24 protein-coding genes and 1 pseudogene are annotated in these 23,414 nt (G+C 40.1%); 19 read left to right on the forward strand and 6 right to left on the reverse strand.

The genetic code is table 11. The features are described from left to right. Positions 1–586: 586 nt before the first annotated feature. From I2483_RS00655 to I2483_RS00665, 3 genes are all read left to right on the forward strand, one after another. Positions 587–1,570 carry a helix-turn-helix domain-containing protein gene (locus tag I2483_RS00655; protein WP_207173183.1) on the forward strand — a complete coding sequence of 328 codons (984 nt, stop codon included), beginning with the start codon at positions 587–589 and terminating at the stop codon, positions 1,568–1,570. 518 nt (positions 1,571–2,088) lie between these two features. Continuing rightward, a complete protein-coding gene (locus I2483_RS00660; RefSeq protein WP_207173184.1) occupies positions 2,089–2,322 on the forward strand; it encodes a GNAT family N-acetyltransferase in 234 nt (77 codons plus the stop codon). A gap of 609 nt (positions 2,323–2,931) precedes the next feature. Further along, positions 2,932–3,108: a hypothetical protein gene (locus I2483_RS00665; protein ID WP_207173185.1), complete on the forward strand. Its 177-nt coding sequence runs from the start codon at positions 2,932–2,934 to the stop codon at positions 3,106–3,108. Between the two features lie 35 nt (positions 3,109–3,143). On the opposite strand, the gene I2483_RS00670 is transcribed toward I2483_RS00665, so the two are convergent. Together I2483_RS00670 and I2483_RS00675 are read right to left on the reverse strand one after the other, a co-directional pair. Further along, complete coding sequence (locus I2483_RS00670; protein WP_207173186.1) at positions 3,144–3,329, reverse strand: hypothetical protein; 186 nt, start codon at positions 3,327–3,329, stop codon at positions 3,144–3,146. Between the two features lie 67 nt (positions 3,330–3,396). Next, positions 3,397–4,326: a hypothetical protein gene (locus I2483_RS00675; protein ID WP_207173187.1), complete on the reverse strand. Its 930-nt coding sequence runs from the start codon at positions 4,324–4,326 to the stop codon at positions 3,397–3,399. A gap of 248 nt (positions 4,327–4,574) precedes the next feature. On the opposite strand from I2483_RS00675, the pseudogene I2483_RS00680 reads away from it, so the two are divergent. Continuing rightward, a pseudogene (locus I2483_RS00680) lies at positions 4,575–5,011 on the forward strand (GNAT family N-acetyltransferase). A 31-nt stretch (positions 5,012–5,042) separates the two neighbouring features. After that, positions 5,043–5,531: a methylated-DNA--[protein]-cysteine S-methyltransferase gene (locus tag I2483_RS00685; protein ID WP_207173188.1), complete on the forward strand. Its 489-nt coding sequence runs from the start codon at positions 5,043–5,045 to the stop codon at positions 5,529–5,531. 149 nt (positions 5,532–5,680) lie between these two features. Here the strand turns inward: I2483_RS00685 and I2483_RS00690 are convergent, their stop codons facing one another. After that, positions 5,681–6,130: a DUF4362 domain-containing protein gene (locus tag I2483_RS00690; RefSeq protein ID WP_207173189.1), complete on the reverse strand. Its 450-nt coding sequence runs from the start codon at positions 6,128–6,130 to the stop codon at positions 5,681–5,683. 189 nt (positions 6,131–6,319) lie between these two features. Here I2483_RS00690 and I2483_RS00695 point away from each other — a divergent pair, with 189 nt between their 5' ends. The 5 genes from I2483_RS00695 to I2483_RS00715 all read left to right on the forward strand — a co-directional run bounded on the left by I2483_RS00695 (position 6,320) and on the right by I2483_RS00715 (position 11,585). Continuing rightward, complete coding sequence (locus I2483_RS00695; protein ID WP_207173190.1) at positions 6,320–8,074, forward strand: ABC transporter transmembrane domain-containing protein; 1,755 nt, start codon at positions 6,320–6,322, stop codon at positions 8,072–8,074. After that, complete coding sequence (locus I2483_RS00700; RefSeq protein ID WP_207173191.1) at positions 8,074–9,861, forward strand: ABC transporter ATP-binding protein; 1,788 nt, start codon at positions 8,074–8,076, stop codon at positions 9,859–9,861. The genes I2483_RS00695 and I2483_RS00700 overlap by 1 nt, the downstream gene beginning before the upstream one ends. Positions 9,862–10,024: 163 nt before the next feature. Next, positions 10,025–10,735: a cytochrome c biogenesis CcdA family protein gene (locus I2483_RS00705; protein WP_207173192.1), complete on the forward strand. Its 711-nt coding sequence runs from the start codon at positions 10,025–10,027 to the stop codon at positions 10,733–10,735. A 20-nt stretch (positions 10,736–10,755) separates the two neighbouring features. Then, complete coding sequence (locus tag I2483_RS00710) at positions 10,756–11,064, forward strand: thioredoxin family protein (RefSeq protein ID WP_207173193.1); 309 nt, start codon at positions 10,756–10,758, stop codon at positions 11,062–11,064. Continuing rightward, positions 11,061–11,585 (forward strand): CcdC family protein, encoded by a 525-nt coding sequence (locus tag I2483_RS00715; RefSeq protein ID WP_218624816.1) that lies wholly within the window; start codon positions 11,061–11,063, stop codon positions 11,583–11,585. The genes I2483_RS00710 and I2483_RS00715 overlap by 4 nt, the downstream gene beginning before the upstream one ends. 15 nt (positions 11,586–11,600) lie before the next feature. Here I2483_RS00715 and I2483_RS00720 read toward each other — a convergent pair whose 3' ends face one another. Next, positions 11,601–12,008, reverse strand: coding sequence for a DUF2621 domain-containing protein (locus tag I2483_RS00720; protein WP_207173699.1), 408 nt, complete (start codon positions 12,006–12,008; stop codon positions 11,601–11,603). 526 nt (positions 12,009–12,534) lie between these two features. Here I2483_RS00720 and I2483_RS00725 point away from each other — a divergent pair. Together I2483_RS00725 and I2483_RS00730 are read left to right on the forward strand one after the other, a co-directional pair. Next, on the forward strand, positions 12,535–13,128 hold the full coding sequence (locus I2483_RS00725; RefSeq protein ID WP_207173194.1) for an SCO family protein: 594 nt from the start codon (positions 12,535–12,537) through the stop codon (positions 13,126–13,128). 37 nt (positions 13,129–13,165) lie between these two features. Further along, positions 13,166–13,840 carry a lytic transglycosylase domain-containing protein gene (locus I2483_RS00730; protein ID WP_207173195.1) on the forward strand — a complete coding sequence of 225 codons (675 nt, stop codon included), beginning with the start codon at positions 13,166–13,168 and terminating at the stop codon, positions 13,838–13,840. Between the two features lie 218 nt (positions 13,841–14,058). On the opposite strand, the gene I2483_RS00735 is transcribed toward I2483_RS00730, so the two are convergent. Next, complete coding sequence (locus I2483_RS00735; protein ID WP_207173196.1) at positions 14,059–14,313, reverse strand: GlsB/YeaQ/YmgE family stress response membrane protein; 255 nt, start codon at positions 14,311–14,313, stop codon at positions 14,059–14,061. A gap of 113 nt (positions 14,314–14,426) precedes the next feature. Then, positions 14,427–14,972: a cysteine hydrolase family protein gene (locus I2483_RS00740; protein ID WP_207173197.1), complete on the reverse strand. Its 546-nt coding sequence runs from the start codon at positions 14,970–14,972 to the stop codon at positions 14,427–14,429. A gap of 186 nt (positions 14,973–15,158) precedes the next feature. On the opposite strand from I2483_RS00740, the gene I2483_RS00745 reads away from it, so the two are divergent. The 7 genes from I2483_RS00745 (at position 15,159) to I2483_RS00775 (ending at position 23,231) form a co-directional block, all read left to right on the forward strand. Continuing rightward, on the forward strand, positions 15,159–16,331 hold the full coding sequence (locus I2483_RS00745; RefSeq protein WP_207173198.1) for a type III PLP-dependent enzyme domain-containing protein: 1,173 nt from the start codon (positions 15,159–15,161) through the stop codon (positions 16,329–16,331). Further along, positions 16,328–17,641, forward strand: a complete 1,314-nt coding sequence (locus tag I2483_RS00750) for a D-arabinono-1,4-lactone oxidase (RefSeq protein WP_255550001.1) — start codon at positions 16,328–16,330, stop codon at positions 17,639–17,641. Before I2483_RS00745 ends, I2483_RS00750 begins: the two co-directional genes overlap by 4 nt. A 165-nt stretch (positions 17,642–17,806) precedes the next feature. Next, positions 17,807–20,521 carry an aconitate hydratase AcnA gene (gene acnA / locus I2483_RS00755; protein ID WP_207173200.1) on the forward strand — a complete coding sequence of 905 codons (2,715 nt, stop codon included), beginning with the start codon at positions 17,807–17,809 and terminating at the stop codon, positions 20,519–20,521. Positions 20,522–20,643: 122 nt separating this feature from the next. Beyond that, positions 20,644–21,069: a YbgC/FadM family acyl-CoA thioesterase gene (locus I2483_RS00760; RefSeq protein WP_186670637.1), complete on the forward strand. Its 426-nt coding sequence runs from the start codon at positions 20,644–20,646 to the stop codon at positions 21,067–21,069. After that, positions 21,069–21,380: a hypothetical protein gene (locus tag I2483_RS00765; protein ID WP_207173201.1), complete on the forward strand. Its 312-nt coding sequence runs from the start codon at positions 21,069–21,071 to the stop codon at positions 21,378–21,380. Before I2483_RS00760 ends, I2483_RS00765 begins: the two co-directional genes overlap by 1 nt. Positions 21,381–21,497: 117 nt before the next feature. Further along, entirely contained in the window at positions 21,498–22,715 is a 1,218-nt protein-coding gene (locus tag I2483_RS00770; RefSeq protein WP_207173202.1) for an ATP-grasp domain-containing protein, read from the forward strand. A 102-nt stretch (positions 22,716–22,817) separates the two neighbouring features. Beyond that, on the forward strand, positions 22,818–23,231 hold the full coding sequence (locus tag I2483_RS00775; protein WP_207173203.1) for a CotY/CotZ family spore coat protein: 414 nt from the start codon (positions 22,818–22,820) through the stop codon (positions 23,229–23,231). Positions 23,232–23,414 lie beyond the last annotated feature (183 nt).

Genomic DNA, 23,414 nt, shown 5'->3' on the forward strand with positions numbered 1-23,414 from the left:
ATCCAATCTGTTTCGCAATTCCAATCTTTAAAATTATATTTACAACTGTTTATTTTTCAAAACTAGATTTAGTGGTTTCTAACATGATTTATCCGAATCCAAATACTATGTATAATCTTCTTTGCAAATACAATCATTTTTATGGCAAATAAGTTCTTTATCTATTAGTAAATCCATTTTACCACAAATTCAACCTAACATAAAAAAATAGACCCTTTGTTTATGTTATCTATTATTAATATAAATGAGGAATGTATTCTGATATACTATGATGTTGCTATTGTTATTTACACACGTTATACTAGTAATGTTAGCCATAGATATAATGTGAATTACTCTATTATTTACTTCTTCGTTTTAATCATACATACTTAACAATTTTTATAATAGTTAGAGGATAAGAGGCTCATTGAACTTGAATTACAATCCATTTCAATTCAACTTACTGTATAAAAACGTCATTTATTAGACTTATTTAATCAAAAAAGCACTATTTATTTATATTTTTATTCATAAAAAATTACTAAAAACGTATGAAATACCCAAGATTTATGCGTTATCCATTCGACAGACAGGGGAGATTGACTTGAAAAATTGGTACACCAGACAAGAGGTAGCGGACATACTTGGCATTTCGAAGGCTACTGTGTATCACTACGCTAAACAAAAAAAAATCATCAAAATAGCAAATCCACACCGTCTAATACGTGAAGTTAGGTACAAACAAGAAGAGGTAGACTCACTTGCGATCGAACGCCAACGCCACCAGCCGCTCGGTTTAAGGCCATCTACACTCGCTAAGCAATTAGGGGTCACACCGCAACGTATTTACGCCTTAATTCGGGAGACTACTTTACCTGTGGATGAATTGCCTGTCGGAGATGAGCGCACCATCTACTCCATTCCGGATGAAACTGCCGACTGGATCCGACAAGAAATCGAACGTACTGCATCTGCACGCGGGACAAGGGTTGAGTATTATGATGCTAAATTTGACATCGTACTTTACCAGCTGTTTCGTACACAACAGGGGCAAGAGATGCGTGTATTACGCAACGACAACCAGGAGTGGGGCTTCTATTTGCAATCACGGACATGGATTCCTTTTACGAACGGCATCCATGCCTATCAGTATGAAGCGGCTTATCCAATACATCAGCCGAATAGGAGAGTAAGGGGCTATACAGACTTCTTACTACCGAAAGATATGCAAGAGTCCTTTGATTTCCTTGATTTCGTTTACCAAGTGTGGGGGATTGAAAACATCCGCATTCGTGAGCACGACACACACATTGATCTGTCGATAAAAAGCGGTGAAATCGCGGTACCTATACCGGTTCCAGACATCCTTACAGAGAGTATTATCAAGCAATTTCTAGTATTGGGTGATGTTGTGATCGAAGAAGCTGAATGGACGCTAATTAGTGGATACCGACGCACGACATTTGATTTGCCATCAAATTTACTGGATGAATTACAGGTGATTTCTAAAGAAAAGGACCTGTCAATGAGTGAATACGTGGAAGATGCACTGCGAGAGAAGATTGCAAGAGAAAAGATAATGGAATAATGAATGCCCGATCAACCCAAAACCGAGCTGTATGTCAGCTCGGTTTTGGGTTGATTTTGATTATACAGAGGCACACAATTATAAATTCCTCTATGTTTAACACGCATAATATAATTATGTAAACCAATACCTGCTTTATTGATTATTACTCCCTTATCTCCAGCCTATTTTAAAACAGTAGAACCGATAAGAAGGATATATCTAGCAAACTCTCGAAAGAGAATGTATAAAAATGTAGTAAATAAGTAGGCAATTGTTTCTTCGGACAGCATTTGAGTATGGCACACTTGTGGCATGAATCATGATCGAGATGAAAATGGAATACTCCAATACTATAATTAAGGAGATATTTGAATGCTTACTTAATTAAAGATGCTACATCTACACGATGCCGAACCGTTATTTAGGTTCATCAATCAAGAGCAAGTTTGTGAGGGGGTTGCCCATCATTGATCATACGTAGTCTCCGACAGATACAAGTGCATTTATACAAGCAACAATCTTATCTTTGAGGTGCAATGGAGTTCATCAACGAAAAATTAATCAACGAGGAGTCGGTTATTTTTATGGTCTTCGATGGCGGTGATGCGAATGGTTTTGTTCAACTCTATCCATCGTTTTCATCCGTTAGTATGAAGCGGGCATGGGTGTTGAGTGGCCTGTATGTGAAATTAAATGGTCGTGCTAAAGGATTTGGCGAGGAATTATTACGAGCAGCTATTGCTTTTGTGGTGGAAACCGATGCAAAATAGAGCCATATCTTATCGATCCTGATAATGCGGCTTGGATTCCTCTAATCTTTGATTTTGCGTTAGAATTTCTTCTTTTTCATAACGAATTAACAACTTCACTGGATACACCATTTACGCCTTTACAAAGGCAACTATTCCTGCAAGGCAAAAAAAGTCGGTGGGGTTGATTGAGGTAGTGCATAAATATTGGCAACAAGCAATCGAACATGTCATTTTAGATGAAGTGATGTGGCTCATGGCCGTTGTAGAAGAAGACTGAAAGAATCCATCACAGCGCGTTCTTTTTGACGGTTTAATCAATTTTTTGTTTGATTCTTCAAGCTTCAGGCTAGGTATACTGATTCTATCGAAGTAACTAAATAAATCTAAATTCAATAATATTATTATGTAAACTAAATGTTACTTTTTAATTATATTTAGCCTGTTTTTTGGAGCTCCTTGCAGGGGATTTGAAGTAGACAACAAAAAAAGTGGTTGATTTCTACGGGAATTCCATTGAAACCAACCACTTTTTTTGTCTATATGAATAACAAACAACAAACAGACGGTATTGAATATACTACAATACACACATACTGATTAGATGGCTCAGAAAGTGAGGTAATGTATATGAAAATCGTCGAGATATATGAACGGTATTTAAAGGGGGAGAAATTTAAAAGCATTAGTGAAATAAATCTTGGGAATTTACCGGTTAAACAACCCGCTGATTTAGTAGGACAGTCGCCGATTATGCAAAAATTAGCTGAAAAACATTCAAAATATTTAAGGATATATAAAAAATAAACCCCGCTATAAACAAAAGCGGGGTAGTTCATATTTCATTTATTTAATATTTTTCTTACCAATGGGTCAGTATTACTTACGTGAATGGGTTTTACCATTTGGCCAGTAATAATCAGAGGATTGGCCCTTTCAGTACTTTCTTTAGCACTGAATTGATTTAATTTTTTTGCGGCACGTTCTTTAACATCTTTAGAATTGATTGGAGTTTTGACTTTCACCATTCATACCACTCCTTTCTATCATAATACATGAAGTACATTTGATTGGTCAAGATAGACTCACGTTCCATTAATTATCTGTATGTGTCAATACCACCATATACTCGATATTCTCAATATTTTTACTCACAATTTTATGCAAAAGTTCGAAAAGGTATTTATCGAAAATATCAAAAGGATAGGTATAGCTGTTTATTACAGTGACATATTCATCGCCGTTGTAACAAAAATAGAAAACAAGGTAGTTTTTCTTGAATAAATTACCCTCATTGATTTTATTGTAAATAACGGATTCTCCTGTTTCCTTAGATTCTTCGATGAAATCATTTAGTACTTCAGGAGGAGATTGACTAAACACTTCATATGAAAATGTGGCATTGAGCGGGCTTTTTTTGTATCCTATTTGAATTTCTGAAAGGAAATACTCTAGTACTTCTCTATAATCTATAGCCGAATCATGTAAAAATTCTAAAGTTCTTCCTGAAGCATCATCGCCAGTTAGATAAGCCATCAGTTGGGCTTTAGTCCCGCTGATTTCTATCGTTTCAATTGCAGCTTTTTCAATTTCATCTACCTCAAATTCCATATTTAAAAACTTGAATCTTTTTAAACGTTTGAAGGCAACAGGAATGATTAAAAATAAAAGCATCCAAATAAACAGTAAAAAGAGTCCACGAAAGATAATTTTATTGAAATCAGATTCTATAAATGGTTTCACTAAAATAGTGAATATGGTTTCTTTTTCAGGACTAATACCAATCAAAGGGTCTTTACCTAGTGCTTCAACAGAATTCATGGAAGACTCTATTTTCTTTGGCTGTAAAATGAAAGCCTTTGGATTTTCTTTAATAGTAGCTATTCCGATTAGTATTGATGCAGTTATCATCCAAGTTAAGATGAGCGCTATTCCTGCAGTGTATGCATAGGGAATAACGAAATGAATCCATTGGAAAAAAGAGATACTTTCCCTATTTTTGTTAGAATGCTGTATTTTGCTCACCTCCATTTTTCCTCTTAGTTTGATTTTATCGAAGTACTACTAATCTAACAATAGAAAGCTTGGTTTTATAATCAAATACTATAATTACACCATCTTTTTAACAGTGAGGATTGAAAAGAGGCTAAAGCACATCATTGTAGAAGGAGGCCATGAGCTAATGGATAGATGAATTTATTAACAATACAGAATTTGAGTGTGGTACAGTTGATTAATTCAATAATGCAATAAACACATGGGGGGAAGCGCACATGAGAATACAAAAAGCAACAGTAAATGATCTTGATTCATTATCAGAGCTGTTTGACTTGTATAGAATATTTTATCACCAAGGGTCAAATATTAACGGTGCAAAAGAGTTTATTAAAGACAGATTAAGCAACGCGGAGTCCGTAATTTTTATTGCTTTTGATGCAAATAATCCGATTGGCTTTGTTCAACTATATCCTTCCTTTTCATCTGTAAGCATGAAGCGTACATGGGTGTTAAATGATTTGTATGTAAGGGAAAGTGTTCGCGGCAAAGGTTTTGGCGAAAAATTAATTAAAAAAGCCTTTCTTTTGCGGGGGAAACAGGTGCAAAAGGAGTACTACTTGAAACTAATATAGAAAATGTAACAGCACAAAGACTTTATGAAAAAGTCGGCTTCATAAAAGAAACAAACCAGTTTTACTTCTTTTCAATTTAAGAAGCTACCCTTTCCCTTTGGAGGTTCACACATGAATAGTCTACATAAATTAGAATACAAATCACCGATTGGAGTAATTGAAATAATTGGTACAGGCGGGGCTATTAGTTCAATAATGTTCTCTGAGAGGGATGTGGTATGGGATTGTGTGCAGGATGAATCCCCAACGATTTTGAAGGATTGCCTTCAGCAACTTGACCAATATTTTAAAGGTGAGCGTCACGAATTTACACTTCCTTATAACTTTGAAGGAACAGACTTTCAAAAAAAAGTTTGGTACGCATTGACAAAAGTACCCTGTGCCGAAACGGTATCCTATAAAGATATTGCTGATTCAATTGGGAATGAAAAAGCCGTCAGGGCAGTAGGCACTGCAAATGGAAAAAACAAGCTTAGTATCGTGATTCCTTGTCATCGAATTATCGGTTCGAATGGGAAATTAACAGGTTATGCAGGTGGTTTGTGGCGAAAGGAATGGCTACTTCAGCATGAGCTGACCTATTATAAGGACATGTCCTAAGTCGAAGCTGACAATTTAATAGCTAAACAGTTGCATTGATTCTAGATGAAAAAAGAATTGATCCATCCGCGGCTTCCAAGCACGGGAATGGATCAATTCTTTTAACGTTTGGCTTTGATGTCAGGACAATCAATCTTGATTCTCCCGATTTAATGCTTGTGTTCCTTCACAAGCTCTTTCTCCACACTTAAAATCGTAAAGCTTTCGATTGGTGAATCGCATCCTTTAAGCGTGTACACAAACAATTGTTGACCTTCCTCTTCTAGGAGATCTGTACACGCCATGTTGATTTTAACAGGATCGTTTCCTCTATTTTTATTTTTTGAACGGTCTATTTCTAAGTTGATTGTTGTGCCTTCGGAAGAAAGATTATATAATGTCGGGTCACCTTCGAGCGTGTAATTCGCAATACGAACTGTAGCCGCTTCCTTCATCTCCATACTCTCTAAGAACGTTTCAAACACTGGGTAATTATAGATAGGCCCATGCATATTGACGACATCACCATTTAGAACTGCTTTTTCACTGTCATACGAACAGGCTGAGCTAACTGTCATAGCTATTAGTATAAGTAAATATAAAAATATTTTGTTCCCCATAGTTTTCCCCTCCTTACGATCAGTTAGCGTTTCCCCTCAATTATATGAAGTAGTCACGCACAATATCCCATTCTAATAACCGAAACTATTTCCGGATTCGAACTATTTGAATCTCGTAGCTTTTATATTGTTCAGACTTTTGCTAAACTAATCAAAGGTCTAATTTTAAAGAAAAGTAGGGGGAGTAGCGTGAAGGTTTTAGTACAGCTCAGCTGGTTTTTTAAACAGCAGAAGAAGCAGTATCTTTTTGGGATTGCGATGCTTGTTTTCGTATCCTTATTACAATTGCTGCCGCCGAAGATCATTGGAATTATCGTGGATGACATTGCAGTGGGTTCTTTAACAGCTGAAGGGCTCACAAAATGGCTGGTTATCTTAGCTGTAGCAGGTATCCTCATGTACATTGCACGCTATTACTGGCGCGTAATGATTTTTGGTTCAGCCGTTTTGTTATCCAAAATAATGCGTGAAAAGTTGTTTAATCATTTTACAAGAATGTCACCATCTTTTTATCAAAAGAGACGTGTAGGCGATTTAATGGCCCATGCCACAAATGATATAGGTGCTGTACAGCAAACGGCGGGTATGGGGATTTTGACGCTTGTCGATTCCATCTCAACAGGCGGATTCGTCATTTTGACGATGGCCATCACGATCAATTGGAAATTGACTTTGATTGCACTCATTCCACTGCCATTCATGATTTTCCTAACAAGCTATTATGGAAAATTATTGCGTAAGCGATTCCGGTTTGCCCAAGAAGCTTTCTCCAATTTGAATGACAAAACGCAGGAAAGTATATCTGGCATTAAGGTCATCAAAACGTTTGGTCAGAAAAATGAAGATATTGAAGATTTTACAAGCTTATCTACAGATGTCGTTAGTAAAAATATGCGTGTCGCAAAAGTGGATGCATTATTCGATCCGACAATTACAGGGATATTCGCGATTTCATACATTTTGTCTTTCTATTTCGGAACGAAGTTTATTATTGCTGGTGACATGTCAATTGGTGACATGATAGCGTTCAGTACGTACCTCGGACTTCTTGTCTGGCCGATGCTTGCATTCGGCTTCCTATTTAATATTGTAGAGCGAGGAAATGCATCTTATAGCCGAATAACGGAATTGTTATCAGTCGCACCAGAAATTAAAGACGTAGCGGGTGCAATTGATAGAAGACCAGAAGGCGATTTACATTTCAATATAGATGAGTTCAAATTCCCAGGTGATGAGCGTGCTGCATTGCGCGACGTTTACTTCACTTTAAAACAAGGAGAAACATTGGGTGTTGTCGGCAAAACAGGGTCGGGTAAAACGGCCATTTTAAAACTATTGCTGAGAGAATTTGAAGGATACAAAGGAAGCATCGTCTATGGAGACAAACCAATCAATCAATACAAGCAGCAGCGTTTAAGGGAGTCGATTGGTTATGTGCCGCAAGACCACTTCTTATTCTCGACAACAATGGCTGAAAATATAGCCTTTACAAACCCCAGAATTGGAACAGAGAAAATTCATGAAGCCGCACGACTTGCGCATATCCATGACGACATTTTAGGATTTACGGAAGGATATAGCACCATTGTTGGAGAACGTGGTGTATCGTTGTCTGGTGGTCAGAAACAGCGCATTTCCATAGCTCGTGCATTAATCATGGCGCCTGAATTACTGCTTTTGGATGATTCCTTATCTGCCGTCGACGCCAAAACGGAAGAAGCGATTTTACAATCACTCAAACAAACACGGACAGGCGAGACGACAATTATTACCTCGCACCGATTAAGTGCTCTCCAACATGCGCATAAAATCATCGTTCTGCATGAAGGAACGATTGTCGAAGCTGGAACGCATGAAGAACTACTCGAAATGAATGGAAGATATAAAGAAATGTATGACCTGCAGCAACTTGAAGTGCTTGTCGAACAAGGAGGCGAGGAATAATGTCAGCAGAAAAACAACCGAAATTAACAGCGAAAGATCAATGGGTTGTCTTGAAAAGATTGTTGCATTATATCATCCCTCATAAAAAGAGTGTAATTATAGCGCTTGTCCTACTTGTTTTGACGGTCGCTGGCAGTATCGTAGGACCTTTGATCATTCAACGATTCATTGATAACCATCTCACTACAATGAGTTTTCAAAAGAGTGCCATCACGAATATCGCAATTGTCTATATAGGTATTCAAGTATTCATGGTCTTCGTCTCTTACTTCCAGCTGATACGTTTCCAAGATATTGCACTAAATATTATTCAGCAAATGCGCATCGATGTGTTTTCAAAGGTGCAAGGGCTTGGTATGCGTTATTTTGATAAAACACCTGCTGGAAGTATCGTGTCACGTGTGACAAATGATACGGAAGCAATAAAAGAAATGTTCGTCAGTGTCATTGTCACGTTTTTACAAGCTATATTTGTAATTATTGGCGTTTACATTGCACTATTTTCACTTGATGCAAAGTTGGCGTTTATTTCCTTGTTATTATTGCCGTTGTTTTTAGCTGTTATCGTCGTATACAGGCGCTATAGCGCAGATTTCTATCAAGACATTCGTGAGCGATTAAGTCAGCTCAACGCTAAAATAGCTGAATCATTATCCGGAATGGGAATGATCCAAGCATTTAGACAAGAAGACCGTTTAGAAGCGGAATTTGATGATATTAATGAAAAACATTTCCGTGCTGGAATGCGTAACATTAAATTTGACAGTATCCTGCTAGGTCCGGCTATCGATTTACTGTATGCTGGAGCAATCGTTTTTGTACTCGGATACTTCGGGTTTTTATCCCTTGCCAGTCCCGTTGAAGTGGGGATACTATATGTATTTACAACTTTAATTGGCCGCTTATTCCAACCTGTTCAACAAGTAATGCAGCGACTATCTATTTTCCAACAAGCAATGGTTGCCGCATCCCGTGTGTTTAAGTTAATGGATGATCCCGATATGGAACCAGAGCAGCTAGATAGTAATCAAGCTGAGATACTAAGCGGTAAAATCGAATTCCGAGATGTATCGTTTTCCTATGATGGGCAAGCTGATGTTCTGAAAAACATTTCATTCACTGCGAATGCAGGCGAAACTGTTGCCCTGGTCGGTCATACTGGCAGCGGAAAAAGCTCCATCATCAACTTGTTAATGCGTTTCTATGAATATGAGCGCGGTGGTATTTATATCGATGGTGTTTCGCTGAAAGAATACCCGAAAGAAGAACTGCGGAAGAAGACAGGACTTGTCTTGCAAGACCCGTTTCTATTCTACGGTGACATTGAGAGCAACATTCGTTTGCACAATAAGGGAATGACGTCTGGAGAAGTGCGTGCGGCAGCTGAGTTTGTCCAAGCAAATGAATTCATTGAAGAACTACCAGACAAATACGCGCAAAAAGTTACAGAACGCGGCTCCACATTCTCAAGCGGTCAGCGGCAGCTAGTTGCATTTGCACGAACAATCGCGACAAATCCTAAAATCCTTGTTCTCGATGAAGCAACTGCCAATATCGACACTGAAACAGAAGTCGCAATCCAATCGAGCCTTGAGAAAATGAGAAAAGGGCGCACAACAATCGCAATTGCTCACAGGCTAAGCACAATTCAAGACGCGGAACTGATTCTCGTCCTGCACAAAGGCGAAATCGTCGAACGTGGAACACACCAGGAATTGCTGGTGCAAAAAGGGCTCTACCATAAGATGTATCTACTTCAAAACAATATTTTGGACGATGTTATCTGATAAATGGTCGGCTTGCACATCCCTCTAGGGAACGGGCAAGCCGTTTTTTTGCTTACATGACTATGTCACGCCGAAATGTCATAAACTGTTCACAGACATATTAGACGTAATTTGGCGCTTCTTTTGATACGATTGAGGAAGAAAAACTGAAGGGGAGAGAATAATGGCAACAGACTTAAATCTATTTCTCGCTTTCGGTGCCGGTTTCTTAAGTTTCATCTCACCGTGTACATTACCGTTGTACCCAGCATTCATTTCGTATATTACGGGCATGTCACTGGATGAGTTAAAATCGGACTCGAAACGCATGAGCAGAAGCGGTATACTACATACACTGTTCTTTTTAATCGGATTTTCAGTTATTTTTGTCGTACTTGGTTTCGCTACGTCGTTTGTGGGGACATTTTTCATTGAAAACCAAGTAATACTCAGACAAGGCGGCGCAATCTTTATGGTGTTATTCGGCCTTATGATTGCAGGTGTATACACACCAAAGTTTCTTATGGGCGAAAAGAAACTACAGTTTAAAAACCGTCCTTCAGGTTATTTTGGGAGCGCATTAATTGGGCTTGCTTTCGCAGCTGGTTGGACTCCTTGTTCAGGACCAATAATTGGGGTAATCATGGGACTATCTGCAACAAACCCAGGATCAGGAGTTCTTTATATGCTGATGTATGTGTTCGGTTTTGCGATTCCATTCTTTGTTCTGTCGTTCTTTATAACGCGTCTTGGCTGGATTCGGAAAAATAGTGGCCTAATTATGAAAATTGGGGGCGGCGTTATGATTGCTTTCGGAATCTTGCTGTTCTTTGATGGATTGACCTATTTAACAAGTTTGCTCAGCCCGATTTTTGGAGATTTCCAAGGTTTTTGAGTTGAAAGGGAGGGATTCCGATGCAGCAAATTGGGTCATTCGGTGACTGGATCGAAAACGTTGAAAGAGAAAGAGCGTTACTCCTTTTTGTGAAAACCGATAACTGTTCAGTCTGTGAGGGACTATACCCTCAAGTGAAAGCACTGCAAGCAGATTTTTCAATCCTTTTTTTAAAAGTAAATGTGGCGGAAGTGCCAGAAATAGCGGGGCAACTTTCGTTGTTTACAGCGCCAGTCGTCCTCCTATTCAATGATGGAAAAGAATATGCGCGATTTGCACGTTTTATCCCGATTGAAGAATTGAAGTATCGTTTGGGGGAAATAATTTGAATGAACTAATTGAAACAATTTTCACCAAGGTACCCCCGGTTTACCTCATTATCGGTTCAACCGTACTTGCGTTAGTTATGGGGACAATCGCGCTGATTGTTAGGACGAAAGCGGCGAAGAGGCCTGTGACACCACTGAAGATCATCTTGCCACCGCTCTTTATGTCGACTGGTGCGCTGATGTTCCTATTTGAAGAATTTCGAGTGCCGCTGCCTCAGGTACTAGAAGCGCTACTTGTAGGGATACTGTTTTCAATTATCTTGATAAAAACGACGAATTTCGAACGAAAAGATAGCGATATCTATATGAAACGGTCGAAAGCATTCCTGTACATTTTACTTGGTCTACTTATTGTTCGGCTCGCAGGGAAACTACTTCTCAGCAATACAATTGATGTAGGGGAACTGGGCGGTATGTTCTGGATTCTTGCATTTGGCATGATTGTCCCTTGGCGGATTGGCATGCTAATCAAGTACAATAAAATAAAAGAAGTTAGACAAGTAAAAGGTGTCCGCATTTAATTGCGGACACCTTTTTTAAAATAAATGTTCATACGGAGTAAGATCAATCTTCATTTCCGCCATTTTCTTGCGCAAAAATTTATGATCCCGTTTAGGCGTTGCTTGTATATATCCACGGATAATAAGGTCTGAATCAATTTTCCCCGCATGTTCCTCGAGTGCGATTTCACCTATCTTACCCGCGATTTTTTGCTTCGCTACTGGGCGGAATAATTCCGGTACTGGGACGACTAGCTCATTCAACAGTAGTTTAGCTTCGTCATTCCAAAGGTGGAGAGAGCTCTCCACATAATGTTCTTCCCAGTCGAGTGTCGATTTCCCGTCTGCTTTTGGAAACACTTTTAAAAATTTCCGGAACATGAAATAGCCGCCAATAGCGAAAAGTCCAATAAGGACAACGCACCAGAAAATGATGAACCACATAAATAGATCTTGTTGCAACAGTCTTCACCTCTTCCATTCTATTCACCATTATAAGAGCATTAGTAAAAAAATACACGGACAATGTATTCCTTATCTCAAGTTATCACTATATAGGAGGTAAAAGGAGGGGACGGGATGAAACAATGGATGAGTTTAGTACAAGAATTTGGGTTTCCAATCTTTGTATCATTTGATCCCGCCTTAACGGGCAGTAAGCTCCCCACTTCAAGTCTTTAAGGACTGAAGAAGAATTAGTGGGGGGAATCAACTGGCCGTAAAAGCCCGAATGGTTAAACTAACAATCAGTGGGGGATGAATACCCCCCTCTGATTGTTAGTTTAACTTTATCTCTTGCACCGACTCGAAACGAAACTTGTCGACATACACGATGTCCTTGTTTCTTTAAAGATGAAGTGAACTTCACAAATAAGTCACGGATTCGACATGGAAGCAATCAGCTCCTCGCTTGTTTGAAGCCATTACTTCCGCTATGATGAACGTATCAATTGATAGTGGAGGAAACCAAATGAGAGAAAAACTTTTACTGCCTTATGTATTGCTTGTAGTGCTAATTCTAAGTGCGTGTTCTGGGGGCGGGTTCAAAGCCGAGCATAATTATAAAATTGAACCGTTTGAATTTACAAACCAACACAATGAAAAGGTTTCATTGGATGATTTGAAAGGGAGCGTATGGCTGGCACAATTTGTTTTCACAGTTTGTACGAGTGCCTGCCCACCGATGATGAGTAACATGGCAGATTTAGATAAAAAACTTATTGATGAAGGCGTTGAAGATTACAAAATCGTATCATTCAGTATTGATCCTGCTGTCGACACACCTGAAATAATGCAAGAATACCTTGACTTGTATGATGTCGGGGATCAGAAAAACTGGGAAATGCTGACTGGCTACACACAAAAGAAAATTACTGACTTTGCAGCGAAGTCATTCAAGACGCTTGTTGCTGATATACCCGATTCGGATCAGGTAATGCATGCAACTTACTTTTCACTTGTCAATCAAAAAGGGGAAGTCGTCAAAACCTATAATGGTATGACGGATGTACCATTTGATGAAATTGTCAAGGATATGAAAGTGCTTAGTAAAGAGGGCTTGTAACTAACAAAAGCAATACTTGATCTAACGGGGTGGAAAGATGAAAAAACAACAACGTAAAGGGTTATCTATAAAGGTGAGAGCAATGCTTATCATCCTGCTTATCCCCATTGCGGTTACAGTCTTCACATTAACAGCTATCATCTGGACAGGTTTGAAAAATCCAGAACTCATTCGGAAATCTGCAAGTGCATTACTAGACATAGGGGAACGTCACACTGCTACGTCAATCCCGGAAGAGTTCATCCCAGTCTATAAAGAGGCCGCGGAGGCGTATGGCATCCCATGGACACTACTTGCAGCACATCACCGTATTGAAACACGGTTTTCAACGATGGATCCGCTTCTCTCACCAGTTGGTGCAGAAGGACATATGCAGTTCATGCCTTGCACGTTTGTCGGCTGGACTTATCCGGGATGTAGCGGTCTTGGAAAAGGAGATATTCCTGAAAAAGACAAGACAAATCCCGCTATCATCAAAGAATACGGCGGATACGGCGTTGATGGTAATGGTGATGGCATAGCCGATCCATATGATATCGAAGATGCCATTTACAGTGCCGCCAACTACCTTTCAATAAGCGGCGCCGCAGATGGAGATTTAGAAAAGGCGATTTTCAATTATAACCACAGCGAAAAATACGTACAGGACGTATTGCGATTTTTTAATGAATTCGAAGTCCAACGACTCGAAATGGAAGCAGCTAACATGTAAAAAAATGGACCTCCAGTAAAATGGGGTCCATTTTTTATTGCTTAGTAAATTATTAAGTTCTTGGCCTGTGGATCACTTATGATAGGCGATATTCCACTTCTAGACTTCAACGCCTAGAGGCTCGGTCATAAGCTGGTCCGGCTATGCGGCAAAGTGCGCTGCTTCGCCAGGCCTTCTTATGTCTGCCGCATCTGACCAGGCGTTTCCGCTTTTGTTCTTTACGAAGCTTTACGCATTGATTTCATAATAAAGCTCACAATGAACACGAGTATAATCGCTCCAATGAAAGCAGGGAAGATGTAGAAATCGGAAATTTTTGGACCCCACTTCCCAAGTAGCATTCCACCAATCCATGCACCAATGATACCAGCGATAATATTACCGATAATGCCACCTGGGATATCTTTACCCAAAATCATACCTGCAAGCCAACCGATAATCCCGCCAATAATTAAGAACCAAATGAAACTCATACTGTCCATCTCCTTTTTAGTAATTTAAAATTTCCTCTATAGTGTTTGCTATTACCTTTATTACATCCCTTCAAACATCTAAAAGGAAAAGATTACCGGGAATTTCAAGGGAGTTAGCGGACAACAGTAACACCTAACGTGTTTTCAAAATGACGAAGTGCCCATTCATGACCTGCGAGATCAAAGCTTGCGACACCTTTCTCGTGGACGACAATGTCAAATCCGCGGTTGTATGCATCGACGGCTGTATGCAAGATACAAATATCCGTACAGACACCAACCAAATGCAATTCGGTAATCCCGCGTGCTCGAAGATGCAATTCCAAATCTGTTCCCGCAAATGCACTAAAACGTGTTTTGTCCATCCAATGGATTTCTTCTTTGCGCTCATCATACAATTGTTGAAGGGAACCATATAGATTCCTGCCGGCTGTCCCACGTATATTATGTGGCGGGAATTGTTTTGTTTCAGGATGGTACAAATCGTCTGCATCATGCACATCAACTGGCATTACAACGAAATGGTTATCATCCAAAAATTCCCCCGTTAACTTGGTGATATAATTTTCCAAGTCAATTCCTGGTTGTCCGCATGTAAGTGCACCATTTTCAGCTACAAAATCCTCTGTATAATCAATAACCAACAATGCTTTCTTCATCTATGCCACCCCTTTATATGTCAACCATTCCATCATGCCATAATCTAGTGACTATTTCATTCACTTCTGTTGTTAACCATTTGATTACTCTAAAAAAAATGAATAGAAAAGTAATTTTGCGTGTAAATGAATATCAGAATATACTTAAATTAATACTAGCTGAACTACCTGAAGGGGGATGATTTCTTGGGTGAAGCGGAAGTGGCCTACGCCCACCTTACACGTCCGTTCGCTTGCATTGACCTTGAAGCGCTTGACCGAAATATCGCATTTGTCAACAAGTCCTCTGGAATGAAAGGAGTCCGAATCGCTACAAAATCTGTGCGATCGGTAGAACTGCTGCAATACATTGCTCAAAGATTGGATTATCCTGCCGGCTGGATGACATTCGATCTAAGGGAAACACTTTTCCTACTTAAAAAAGGATTTAATGACCTATTACTTGGCTATCCACAAGTTGAAGAACAAGCGCTTATGCAGCTCATTCCCTATATTCGTGAAGGTCGTACGGTCGTCTTTATGGTTGACCATATCGAACAGTGGGAGTGGTTAGAATCCATAGCTAAGTTAAATGACGTCATTCTTGAAATTTGTATTGATATAAACGTCTCAACAGATTTCAAAATACTGTATTTTGGTACAAACCGTTCTTCCTTAAAATCAATTACAGATGTGGAAAATTTATTGGAGGCAGGCAGTTTATTCACACATACTAAAATCATTGGTCTCATGGGCTATGAAGCACAGATTGCGGGTGTCACGGATATCCCGGTAGTTCGTTGGCAATCAGCGCTTATCAAACAATTGAAGCGGATGTCCCGTAAAAATGTAGGCAATTTCCGTAAAAGCGCAGTCAATCTCATTCGGGAAAAATCGTCCAGTTTTCGATTCGTAAATGGCGGCGGCTCCGGCAGCATCGATTTCACATCGGGGGAAGAGGAAGTGACGGAACTGACAATCGGATCTGCCTTTTACTTTCCGGCATTATTCTCGAGGTATCAAAACTTGGCGCTTGAACCAGCAGCGACATTCGCCCTTCGTGTCACGAGAATGCCCGAACAAGGTATTATCGTTTGTCATGGGGGTGGTTATATTGCATCTGGAGCAATAGGAACCGACAAAAATCCAGTGCCTATCTGGCCGCAGAAGCTCTCCTATCTGAAAAATGAAGGGGCGGGTGAAGTCCAAACGCCATTGCGAGATAAAGAGGGAACTCTTCAAGTCGGAGATACTGTCTATTTTAGGCATGCCAAAGCGGGTGAGCTCTGCGAACGTTTTTCTGAACTGCACGCAAGACGCGGATTTGAATATGTTGATGCTTATAAAACATATAGAGGCGAGGAAGGATGTTTTCTATGAATGCTCCGAAAAAGAGAATGAAATGGGCGAACTGGTCCGGGAATGTCAAAGCGACACCGGATTGTTATCACTTTCCGAAAAGTGCCAGCGATATACAAGACGTCGTAAATAGTTGCAGAATTCGTGGTGTATCCCTACGCGTAACAGGAGCAGCCCACTCGTTCAGTCCCATTGCTAAGCCGGAAAGTGACGCAATGTCAGTTGACAATTTACGTGGACTTATCTCCTACGATTCTGAAGCGATGGAAGCGAGACTTTGGGGCGGAACGTATTTACATGAGGCAGCATCCATACTTGCTGCCATTGGCATGGGTTTCGAAAATATGGGGGATATTCAGGAGCAGACAATTGCCGGGGCAGTGAGTACAGGAACGCACGGCACAGGAATCGCTCTCGGTTCGCTATCCAGCCAAGTTGTCGCTTGGACAAAGGTTGATGGAAAAGGGGATATACAGCATCATCGTCGCAGCCAAGACGATTTATCGAAAGCACTTAGCCTTTCGCTTGGCATGCTCGGTGTCCTTCTCGACGTGACTATTAAGACTATCCCACTTTACAGCCTGCAGATGATGAGTTATCGAAGTACGGTAGGTGAGGCCCTCGCTGAATGGTCCTCCGGAATTTACGATAATAGACATATTGAATGGTTCTATTTCCCCGGTACAGATACGGTCCAAGTAAAAAAGACGAATATCACGCCAATCCACAAACAAACTTTGCAATCGAAAACAGTCGAATTCATGAAAAATGGGTTAATTGAAAACGCTGGTTTTAAAGTCATTTCTGAACTGTGCCGCGTCAAACCCAGCATGTCACGAATGTTGACAACTATTTCTGCGAAAAGTGTTCCAAACGGTTCAAAAAGGGGTATGTATTATGAAGTGTTCCCTTCACCGCGACTCGTCAAATTCACAGAGACGGAATATGCGATTCCCTTGCATACATTTGAAACATGTATCGAAGAAGTCCATGACTTTTTGCGTGCACATCCGTTTTACGTCCATTTTCCAATCGAATGCAGGGTCACTGCTGGTGAAAATGCTTTTCTCAGTCCCACGCAAGGTGAGGAAACGGTGTTCCTTGCGTTCCATATGTATAAGGGAATGGACGCTGAACCGTACTTTAAATGGGTACACAAGCTAATGGAGAAATACAACGGGCGGCCACATTTTGGAAAAGTAAATGATTTGACGAATGAAAAAATGCGAAAACTTTATCCAAATCTCCAACGTTTCATGGAAATTCGACAGCAGTACGATCCTAACCGCGTTTTCATGACAAATTACTTGCAATCTATTTTTCGTATATAAGAGTTCTATGCAAGGATGGGTTAGAGTCATAACATTAACTTATGATAGACTATAAAGTTAATGTATTTTACTTATGTGGGTTGGTATTATATGATGGAGTAGAGAAAAGATGCTTATTTATAGCCTTTTCAGCAGTATTCAACAGATAGAAGGAGGAATTCAATAATGGCAAAAAGCAATTTGCACAACAGCCGTACATCATTCGATCTGAACGGTAAGACATATAACTATTATCGTCTTGCTGCACTCGAAGAAGCCGGTATCGCTAAAGTTTCCAATCTACCTTACTCGATTAAAGTGCTACTTGAATCCGTCCTACGTCAACATGACGGCTATGTAATCAAAGACAATCATGTCGAAAACTTGGCAAAATGGGGGAAAGATGCAGACGCGGATGCAGAAGTACCATTCAAACCGTCACGCGTTATTCTTCAAGACTTCACAGGTGTACCTGTTGTTGTTGACCTTGCATCACTTCGTTCAGCAATGGCAGCAATGGGCGGCGACCCTAACAAGATCAATCCTGAAATTCCAGTTGACCTTGTTATTGACCACTCAGTACAAGTTGACCGTTACGGAACGGCAGAAGCACTTAACCTAAACATGGAACTCGAATTCGAGCGTAACGCGGAACGTTACCAATTCCTAAGCTGGGCACAAAAAGCATATGACAATTACCGTGCGGTACCACCTGCAACAGGAATCGTCCACCAAGTTAACCTTGAGTACTTGGCAAACGTTGTCCATGCAGTTCCAAACGAAGACGGCACATTCGAAACATACCCGGATACACTTGTTGGAACAGACTCTCACACGACAATGATCAACGGTATCGGTGTTCTTGGATGGGGCGTCGGCGGTATCGAAGCTGAAGCAGGTATGCTTGGACAACCTTCATACTTCCCAATTCCAGAAGTTATCGGTGTAAAACTTGTTGGCCAACTTCCAAACGGAACGACAGCTACTGACCTTGCGCTTAAAGTAACACAAACACTTCGTGCACATGGCGTTGTAGGTAAATTCGTTGAGTTCTTCGGACCTGGCGTTGCACATTTACCACTTGCAGACCGTGCTACAATTGCGAACATGGCACCTGAATACGGCGCGACGTGCGGATTCTTCCCAGTAGATGAAGAAGCACTTGACTATATGCGTCTAACAGGCCGTGAAGATAGCGACATCGCTGTTGTGAAACAATATCTAGTTGAGAACGATATGTTCTTCACTGTAGAGAACGAAGAACCGACTTACACTGATGTTGTCGAAATCGACCTTACTGGTATTGTAGCAAACCTTGCTGGACCGAAACGTCCACAAGATTTGATTCCTCTTACAGAAATGCAAAGTTCATTCAAAGAAGCAGTTGTTGCACCTGAAGGGAACCAAGGTTTCGGTTTCTCTCCAAAAGAGCTTGCAAAAACAGCTACAATCGAATTTGAAGATGGACGTTCTGTCGACATCAAAACGGGTGACCTTGCAATCGCTGCCATCACTTCATGTACAAATACATCTAACCCATACGTTATGTTAGGTGCTGGACTTGTTGCGAAAAAAGCGATTGAAAAAGGACTTACACCACCTGCATACGTGAAAACATCACTCGCACCAGGTTCAAAAGTCGTTACAGGCTACCTGGAAGATTCAGGTCTTAATGTGTTCTTAGATCAAATTGGATTCAACACAGTTGGATACGGTTGTACAACATGTATCGGTAACTCTGGACCGCTTCTTCCTGAAATTGAAAAAGCGATCATGGGCAACGATATGCTAATGTCTTCTGTTCTTTCTGGTAACCGTAACTTTGAAGGACGTATTCACCCACTTGTGAAAGCAAACTACTTGGCTTCACCGCCACTTGTTGTTGCATATGCACTTGCTGGAACAGTCGATATCGACTTCGAAAAAGATCCAATTGGTAAAGGCAAAGACGGCGTTGATGTCTTCTTCAGAGATATTTGGCCAACTACGGAAGAAATTCAAGCAGTTGTAAAATCAACAGTTACTCCTGAGTTATTCCGTAAAGAATATGCACGTGTATTCACGGAGAACGAAGCATGGAATGCAATCGAAACTACAGATGATTCATTGTATGATTTCGATGAAAACTCAACATATATCCAAAATCCGCCGTTCTTCGAAGGTCTTGCAAAAGAACCGGCAGACATCCAAGCACTTTCTGGGCTTCGTGTCATTGGTAAATTTGGCGATTCAATCACAACGGACCATATTTCACCTGCAGGCGCAATTGGTAAAGATACGCCAGCTGGTAAATACTTGATCGACAATGGCGTAAGCCCTCGTTTCTTTAACTCATACGGTTCACGCCGTGGTAACCATGAAGTAATGATGCGTGGTACATTCGCTAACATCCGTATTCGTAACCAGATTGCGAAAGGTACAGAAGGTGGATTCACAACTTACTGGCCAACAAAAGAAATCATGCCAATCTATGATGCTGCAATGAAGTATCAAGAAGAAGGCACGGGTCTTGCAATCATCACTGGTAAAGACTACGGAATGGGTTCTTCACGTGACTGGGCGGCGAAAGGTACTTCACTTCTAGGTATCAGAACTGTTATCGCTGAAAGCTACGAGCGTATTCACCGTTCAAACCTTGTTATGATGGGCGTACTGCCACTTCAATTCATGAAAGGCGATAGTGCTGAAACACTTGGCCTTACTGGTGAAGAGGCAATCAACGTTAATATCGCGGAAGGCGTTAAACCACGCGATATTCTGAAAGTAACAGCAACAGCAAAAGACGGTTCTGTCAAAGAATTCGACGTACTAGCACGCTTTGACTCAGAAGTTGAAGTGGACTACTACCGTCACGGCGGAATCCTGCAAATGGTTCTTCGTGATAAAATGAAAACGAACTAATTTTAATAAGTAGGAAGGTGTCCGATTTAATCGGGCACCTTTTTGCTTTCCTAAAAACGGTTGTAACCTTTGTACTGCTTTTTCAGCATAGCTTTTGTATAATAGGTGGTGAGGTGATGGCAGTGTTTATAAGTGAAAAAGAAATTGAAATCAGATACGCAGAGACAGATCAGATGGGTGTCGTCTATCACGCCAATTATTTAGTGTGGATGGAAATCGGACGCACGAAGCTGATTGAGGACCTCGGCTATACATACGCGCAATTGGAGGCAGATGGCTTCTTGTCGCCAGTAATCGATTTATCTATCCAATACAAGGCATCGATGAAATACGGCCAGAAGGCGACTGTACGGACGTGGGTAGAGTCACACGGAAGGCTGCGCACGACATATGGTTATGAAATCGTTCATGAAGACGGCACAATCTCAGCAACTGCAAAATCGGAACATGTCGTCGTAAAAAAAGGGTCATTCCGTCCCGTTTCGCTAAAGAAAATTGCGCCTGATTGGGATGCTAAATATACAGAAGTTAAGCGGTGTAAAGATTAATGGCATTTGGTATTAAACGCGTCGAACTGCAAGCTTGGAAAAAAGAAGTCAGTGAAGGGCAAATGGCATTTTTAACGCATTACTGGCTCGATGAACGCTTTCCAGGATGCAATACAGTAACCAAAGCAGGTTGCGCGGATATCGACAAACTTGTCGAATGGGGCAAGCAATATGGATTGAAGCGGGAGTGGATCGATATGAGGGACGATTATCCTCATTTTGATTTGTTTGGTGAGCATGAACTAGATATATTAAAAAGTGAAGGTCTAACCGACCAGTTGGAACGATTTGGTCTAATCAAAAAAGCGTAAGGGAGATCCTTATGCTTTTTTGATTAATCCAATTGTCTCAGCCTGAACCCAACAGACCAACACCGCATAATAATGAAGGGAGACCAATGTATTTACTTTCGGAAGGTGAAGTGGAAAATGGAGTCTATCCTATTTATTGAAACAACTATATCTGGATCAGGTAGAGAGGCAATAAAAGCTGCTTCTGGGCTAGGTTATACCACAATATTGTTAACTGAAAGGATGAACATTGCAAAGCAAAGAAATGAATTTGAAGATGTTTCTCAGATGATCCATTTAGAAAAATTGTCAGAAGATCTAATTCGAAGCGAGATTAGCCAGCTTCAACAGCAAGGGAACATCGTCAAGGCGATTGTCAGTTTTGTGGATCCATTTGTATCAATCGCTGCACAACTTTCAAATGAATTTTGTGGCACTTCACTATCCATTGAAGCTTTAAAGATAATGGAAGATAAAACGGCTACAAGAAATGCATTGAAAGAAAATGCATCCTCTCCTAAATTTGACATATATGAGCCTGCAAATGATATTGAGCATACGATTCAGAAAGACTATACGTTTCCAATGGTCGTGAAATCTGCCATTTCAAAAGCCTCAAAGGATGTCTATTACGTCGAGAATAAATTTGAAATGGAACAAGTGATAAAGAAAATTATCAAGCTCTATCCAAGTCAAAAAATTGTGCTAGATGAATATTTAGACGGGCCACAATATTTAGTTGAAGTGCTAGTGCATAATGGAAATATTAATATTGTTGCCATTATTAAACAAGAAATTACAAAAGGCATAAAATTTATAGTAACCGGTTATGCAATAGAGCTAGATTTTGAAAGTGAATTGTATAAGGAACTAGTTCTTGCAGTTGAATCGATTTTAAAAGATCTAAGGGTCACGTTTGCTGCTTGTCACCTTGAATTTAGATATATATGTGGGAATTGGAAGTTAATTGAGATCAATCCAAGAGTTTCCGGTGGGGCAATGAATCGAATGATCGAAGAAGCATTTGGCATTAATCTGGTGGAACAAACGATTAAACTATATCTTGGTTTTGAACCTAATCTGATAAGGAAATACGAGAAACCTATTTACACGCATTACATAACAATCAGATCTTGTGGGTACCTGTTAAAAGTTATAGGTGAAAATAAGGCTGCTGCTCAACCCGAAGTAAAAGAAGTTTTTATAAAGCCTCGTTTAGGAGTGATCATGATGCCCCCACTATCAATGGGTCACCGTTACGCATATGTAATCGCGTCCGGAAATACCCCAAAAGAAGCAAAGGCAAACGCAGTGGAAGCGGCAAGTAATATAAAGTTCTATTTGGAGCCGTTGTAGGAATAGTAGCTAAAACCCAGTCCAATGTATATCTCTCACCATACAATAAAATTATAGTATATATGAATTTTGACCTTCAAAGAGGGAGGGGAACAAGTCGAGGTGGATAAACAGAATTGTATTTGTCATTCGATGAAAACATTACTGAAGGAACAAAAGATAATATCGGGTGTTGACATGGAATTTCAATTTATCTGTTTGAAAAAAAAGATGGATACCATTCCTTTTAGGCTTTATTCTACAAATAATAGTAAACCATTTATGGCTTTTTATAAATGTATAGCAACTCCATTTTTTAGATTAAAGAAACTATATGAGGAAACATGCTGTGCGGAATTATCACTACTTGAAGCGATTGATATGGAAGGAAATCCGGCCGACCCCTTTAATGACTTTTATGCCCTCCGAAAGACGAATACCTGTATTATCGTTAATTTAAGTTGTTTTTGTGTAATTGACCCCCTACCTCCAGAGTTTGTAAACCGTCCACTTCCTATTATCGAGCCAAAATGTTAACTATATCCAACATAACCTCAGGAGGATGCCACAAATTTTGAAAGAAGTTAAGAGAGCAAGCTTAATTCAAAATCAGGACACAAATATGCTGAGGTGTATTTGATTTCATCATCCCTTCGCCCTAGGTTTCCTAGGGTATTTTTAATAATATACTCTTGTCAGTATCAAATGCATTGTTTCTTG

Source organism: Sporosarcina sp. E16_3 (genome assembly GCF_017347125.1).
Taxonomy (GTDB): domain Bacteria; phylum Bacillota; class Bacilli; order Bacillales_A; family Planococcaceae; genus Sporosarcina.

What these genes read in the sequence shown, in the direction of transcription:
- I2483_RS00700 (WP_207173191.1), top strand. Translation starts at nt 8,074, where the DNA reads ATGTCAGCAGAAAAACAACCGAAATTAACAGCGAAAGATCAATGGGTT.
- I2483_RS00710 (WP_207173193.1), top strand. Translation starts at nt 10,756, where the DNA reads ATGCAGCAAATTGGGTCATTCGGTGACTGGATCGAAAACGTTGAAAGA.
- I2483_RS00750 (WP_255550001.1), top strand. Translation starts at nt 16,328, where the DNA reads ATGAATGCTCCGAAAAAGAGAATGAAATGGGCGAACTGGTCCGGGAAT.
- acnA (WP_207173200.1), top strand. Translation starts at nt 17,807, where the DNA reads ATGGCAAAAAGCAATTTGCACAACAGCCGTACATCATTCGATCTGAAC.
- I2483_RS00660 (WP_207173184.1), top strand. Translation starts at nt 2,089, where the DNA reads ATGGAGTTCATCAACGAAAAATTAATCAACGAGGAGTCGGTTATTTTT.
- I2483_RS00740 (WP_207173197.1), bottom strand. Translation starts at nt 14,972, where the DNA reads ATGAAGAAAGCATTGTTGGTTATTGATTATACAGAGGATTTTGTAGCT.
- I2483_RS00670 (WP_207173186.1), bottom strand. Translation starts at nt 3,329, where the DNA reads ATGGTGAAAGTCAAAACTCCAATCAATTCTAAAGATGTTAAAGAACGT.
- I2483_RS00705 (WP_207173192.1), top strand. Translation starts at nt 10,025, where the DNA reads ATGGCAACAGACTTAAATCTATTTCTCGCTTTCGGTGCCGGTTTCTTA.
- I2483_RS00685 (WP_207173188.1), top strand. Translation starts at nt 5,043, where the DNA reads ATGAATAGTCTACATAAATTAGAATACAAATCACCGATTGGAGTAATT.
- I2483_RS00770 (WP_207173202.1), top strand. Translation starts at nt 21,498, where the DNA reads ATGGAGTCTATCCTATTTATTGAAACAACTATATCTGGATCAGGTAGA.
- I2483_RS00765 (WP_207173201.1), top strand. Translation starts at nt 21,069, where the DNA reads ATGGCATTTGGTATTAAACGCGTCGAACTGCAAGCTTGGAAAAAAGAA.
- I2483_RS00735 (WP_207173196.1), bottom strand. Translation starts at nt 14,313, where the DNA reads ATGAGTTTCATTTGGTTCTTAATTATTGGCGGGATTATCGGTTGGCTT.
- I2483_RS00690 (WP_207173189.1), bottom strand. Translation starts at nt 6,130, where the DNA reads ATGGGGAACAAAATATTTTTATATTTACTTATACTAATAGCTATGACA.
- I2483_RS00725 (WP_207173194.1), top strand. Translation starts at nt 12,535, where the DNA reads ATGAGAGAAAAACTTTTACTGCCTTATGTATTGCTTGTAGTGCTAATT.
- I2483_RS00665 (WP_207173185.1), top strand. Translation starts at nt 2,932, where the DNA reads ATGAAAATCGTCGAGATATATGAACGGTATTTAAAGGGGGAGAAATTT.
- I2483_RS00730 (WP_207173195.1), top strand. Translation starts at nt 13,166, where the DNA reads ATGAAAAAACAACAACGTAAAGGGTTATCTATAAAGGTGAGAGCAATG.
- I2483_RS00720 (WP_207173699.1), bottom strand. Translation starts at nt 12,008, where the DNA reads ATGTGGTTCATCATTTTCTGGTGCGTTGTCCTTATTGGACTTTTCGCT.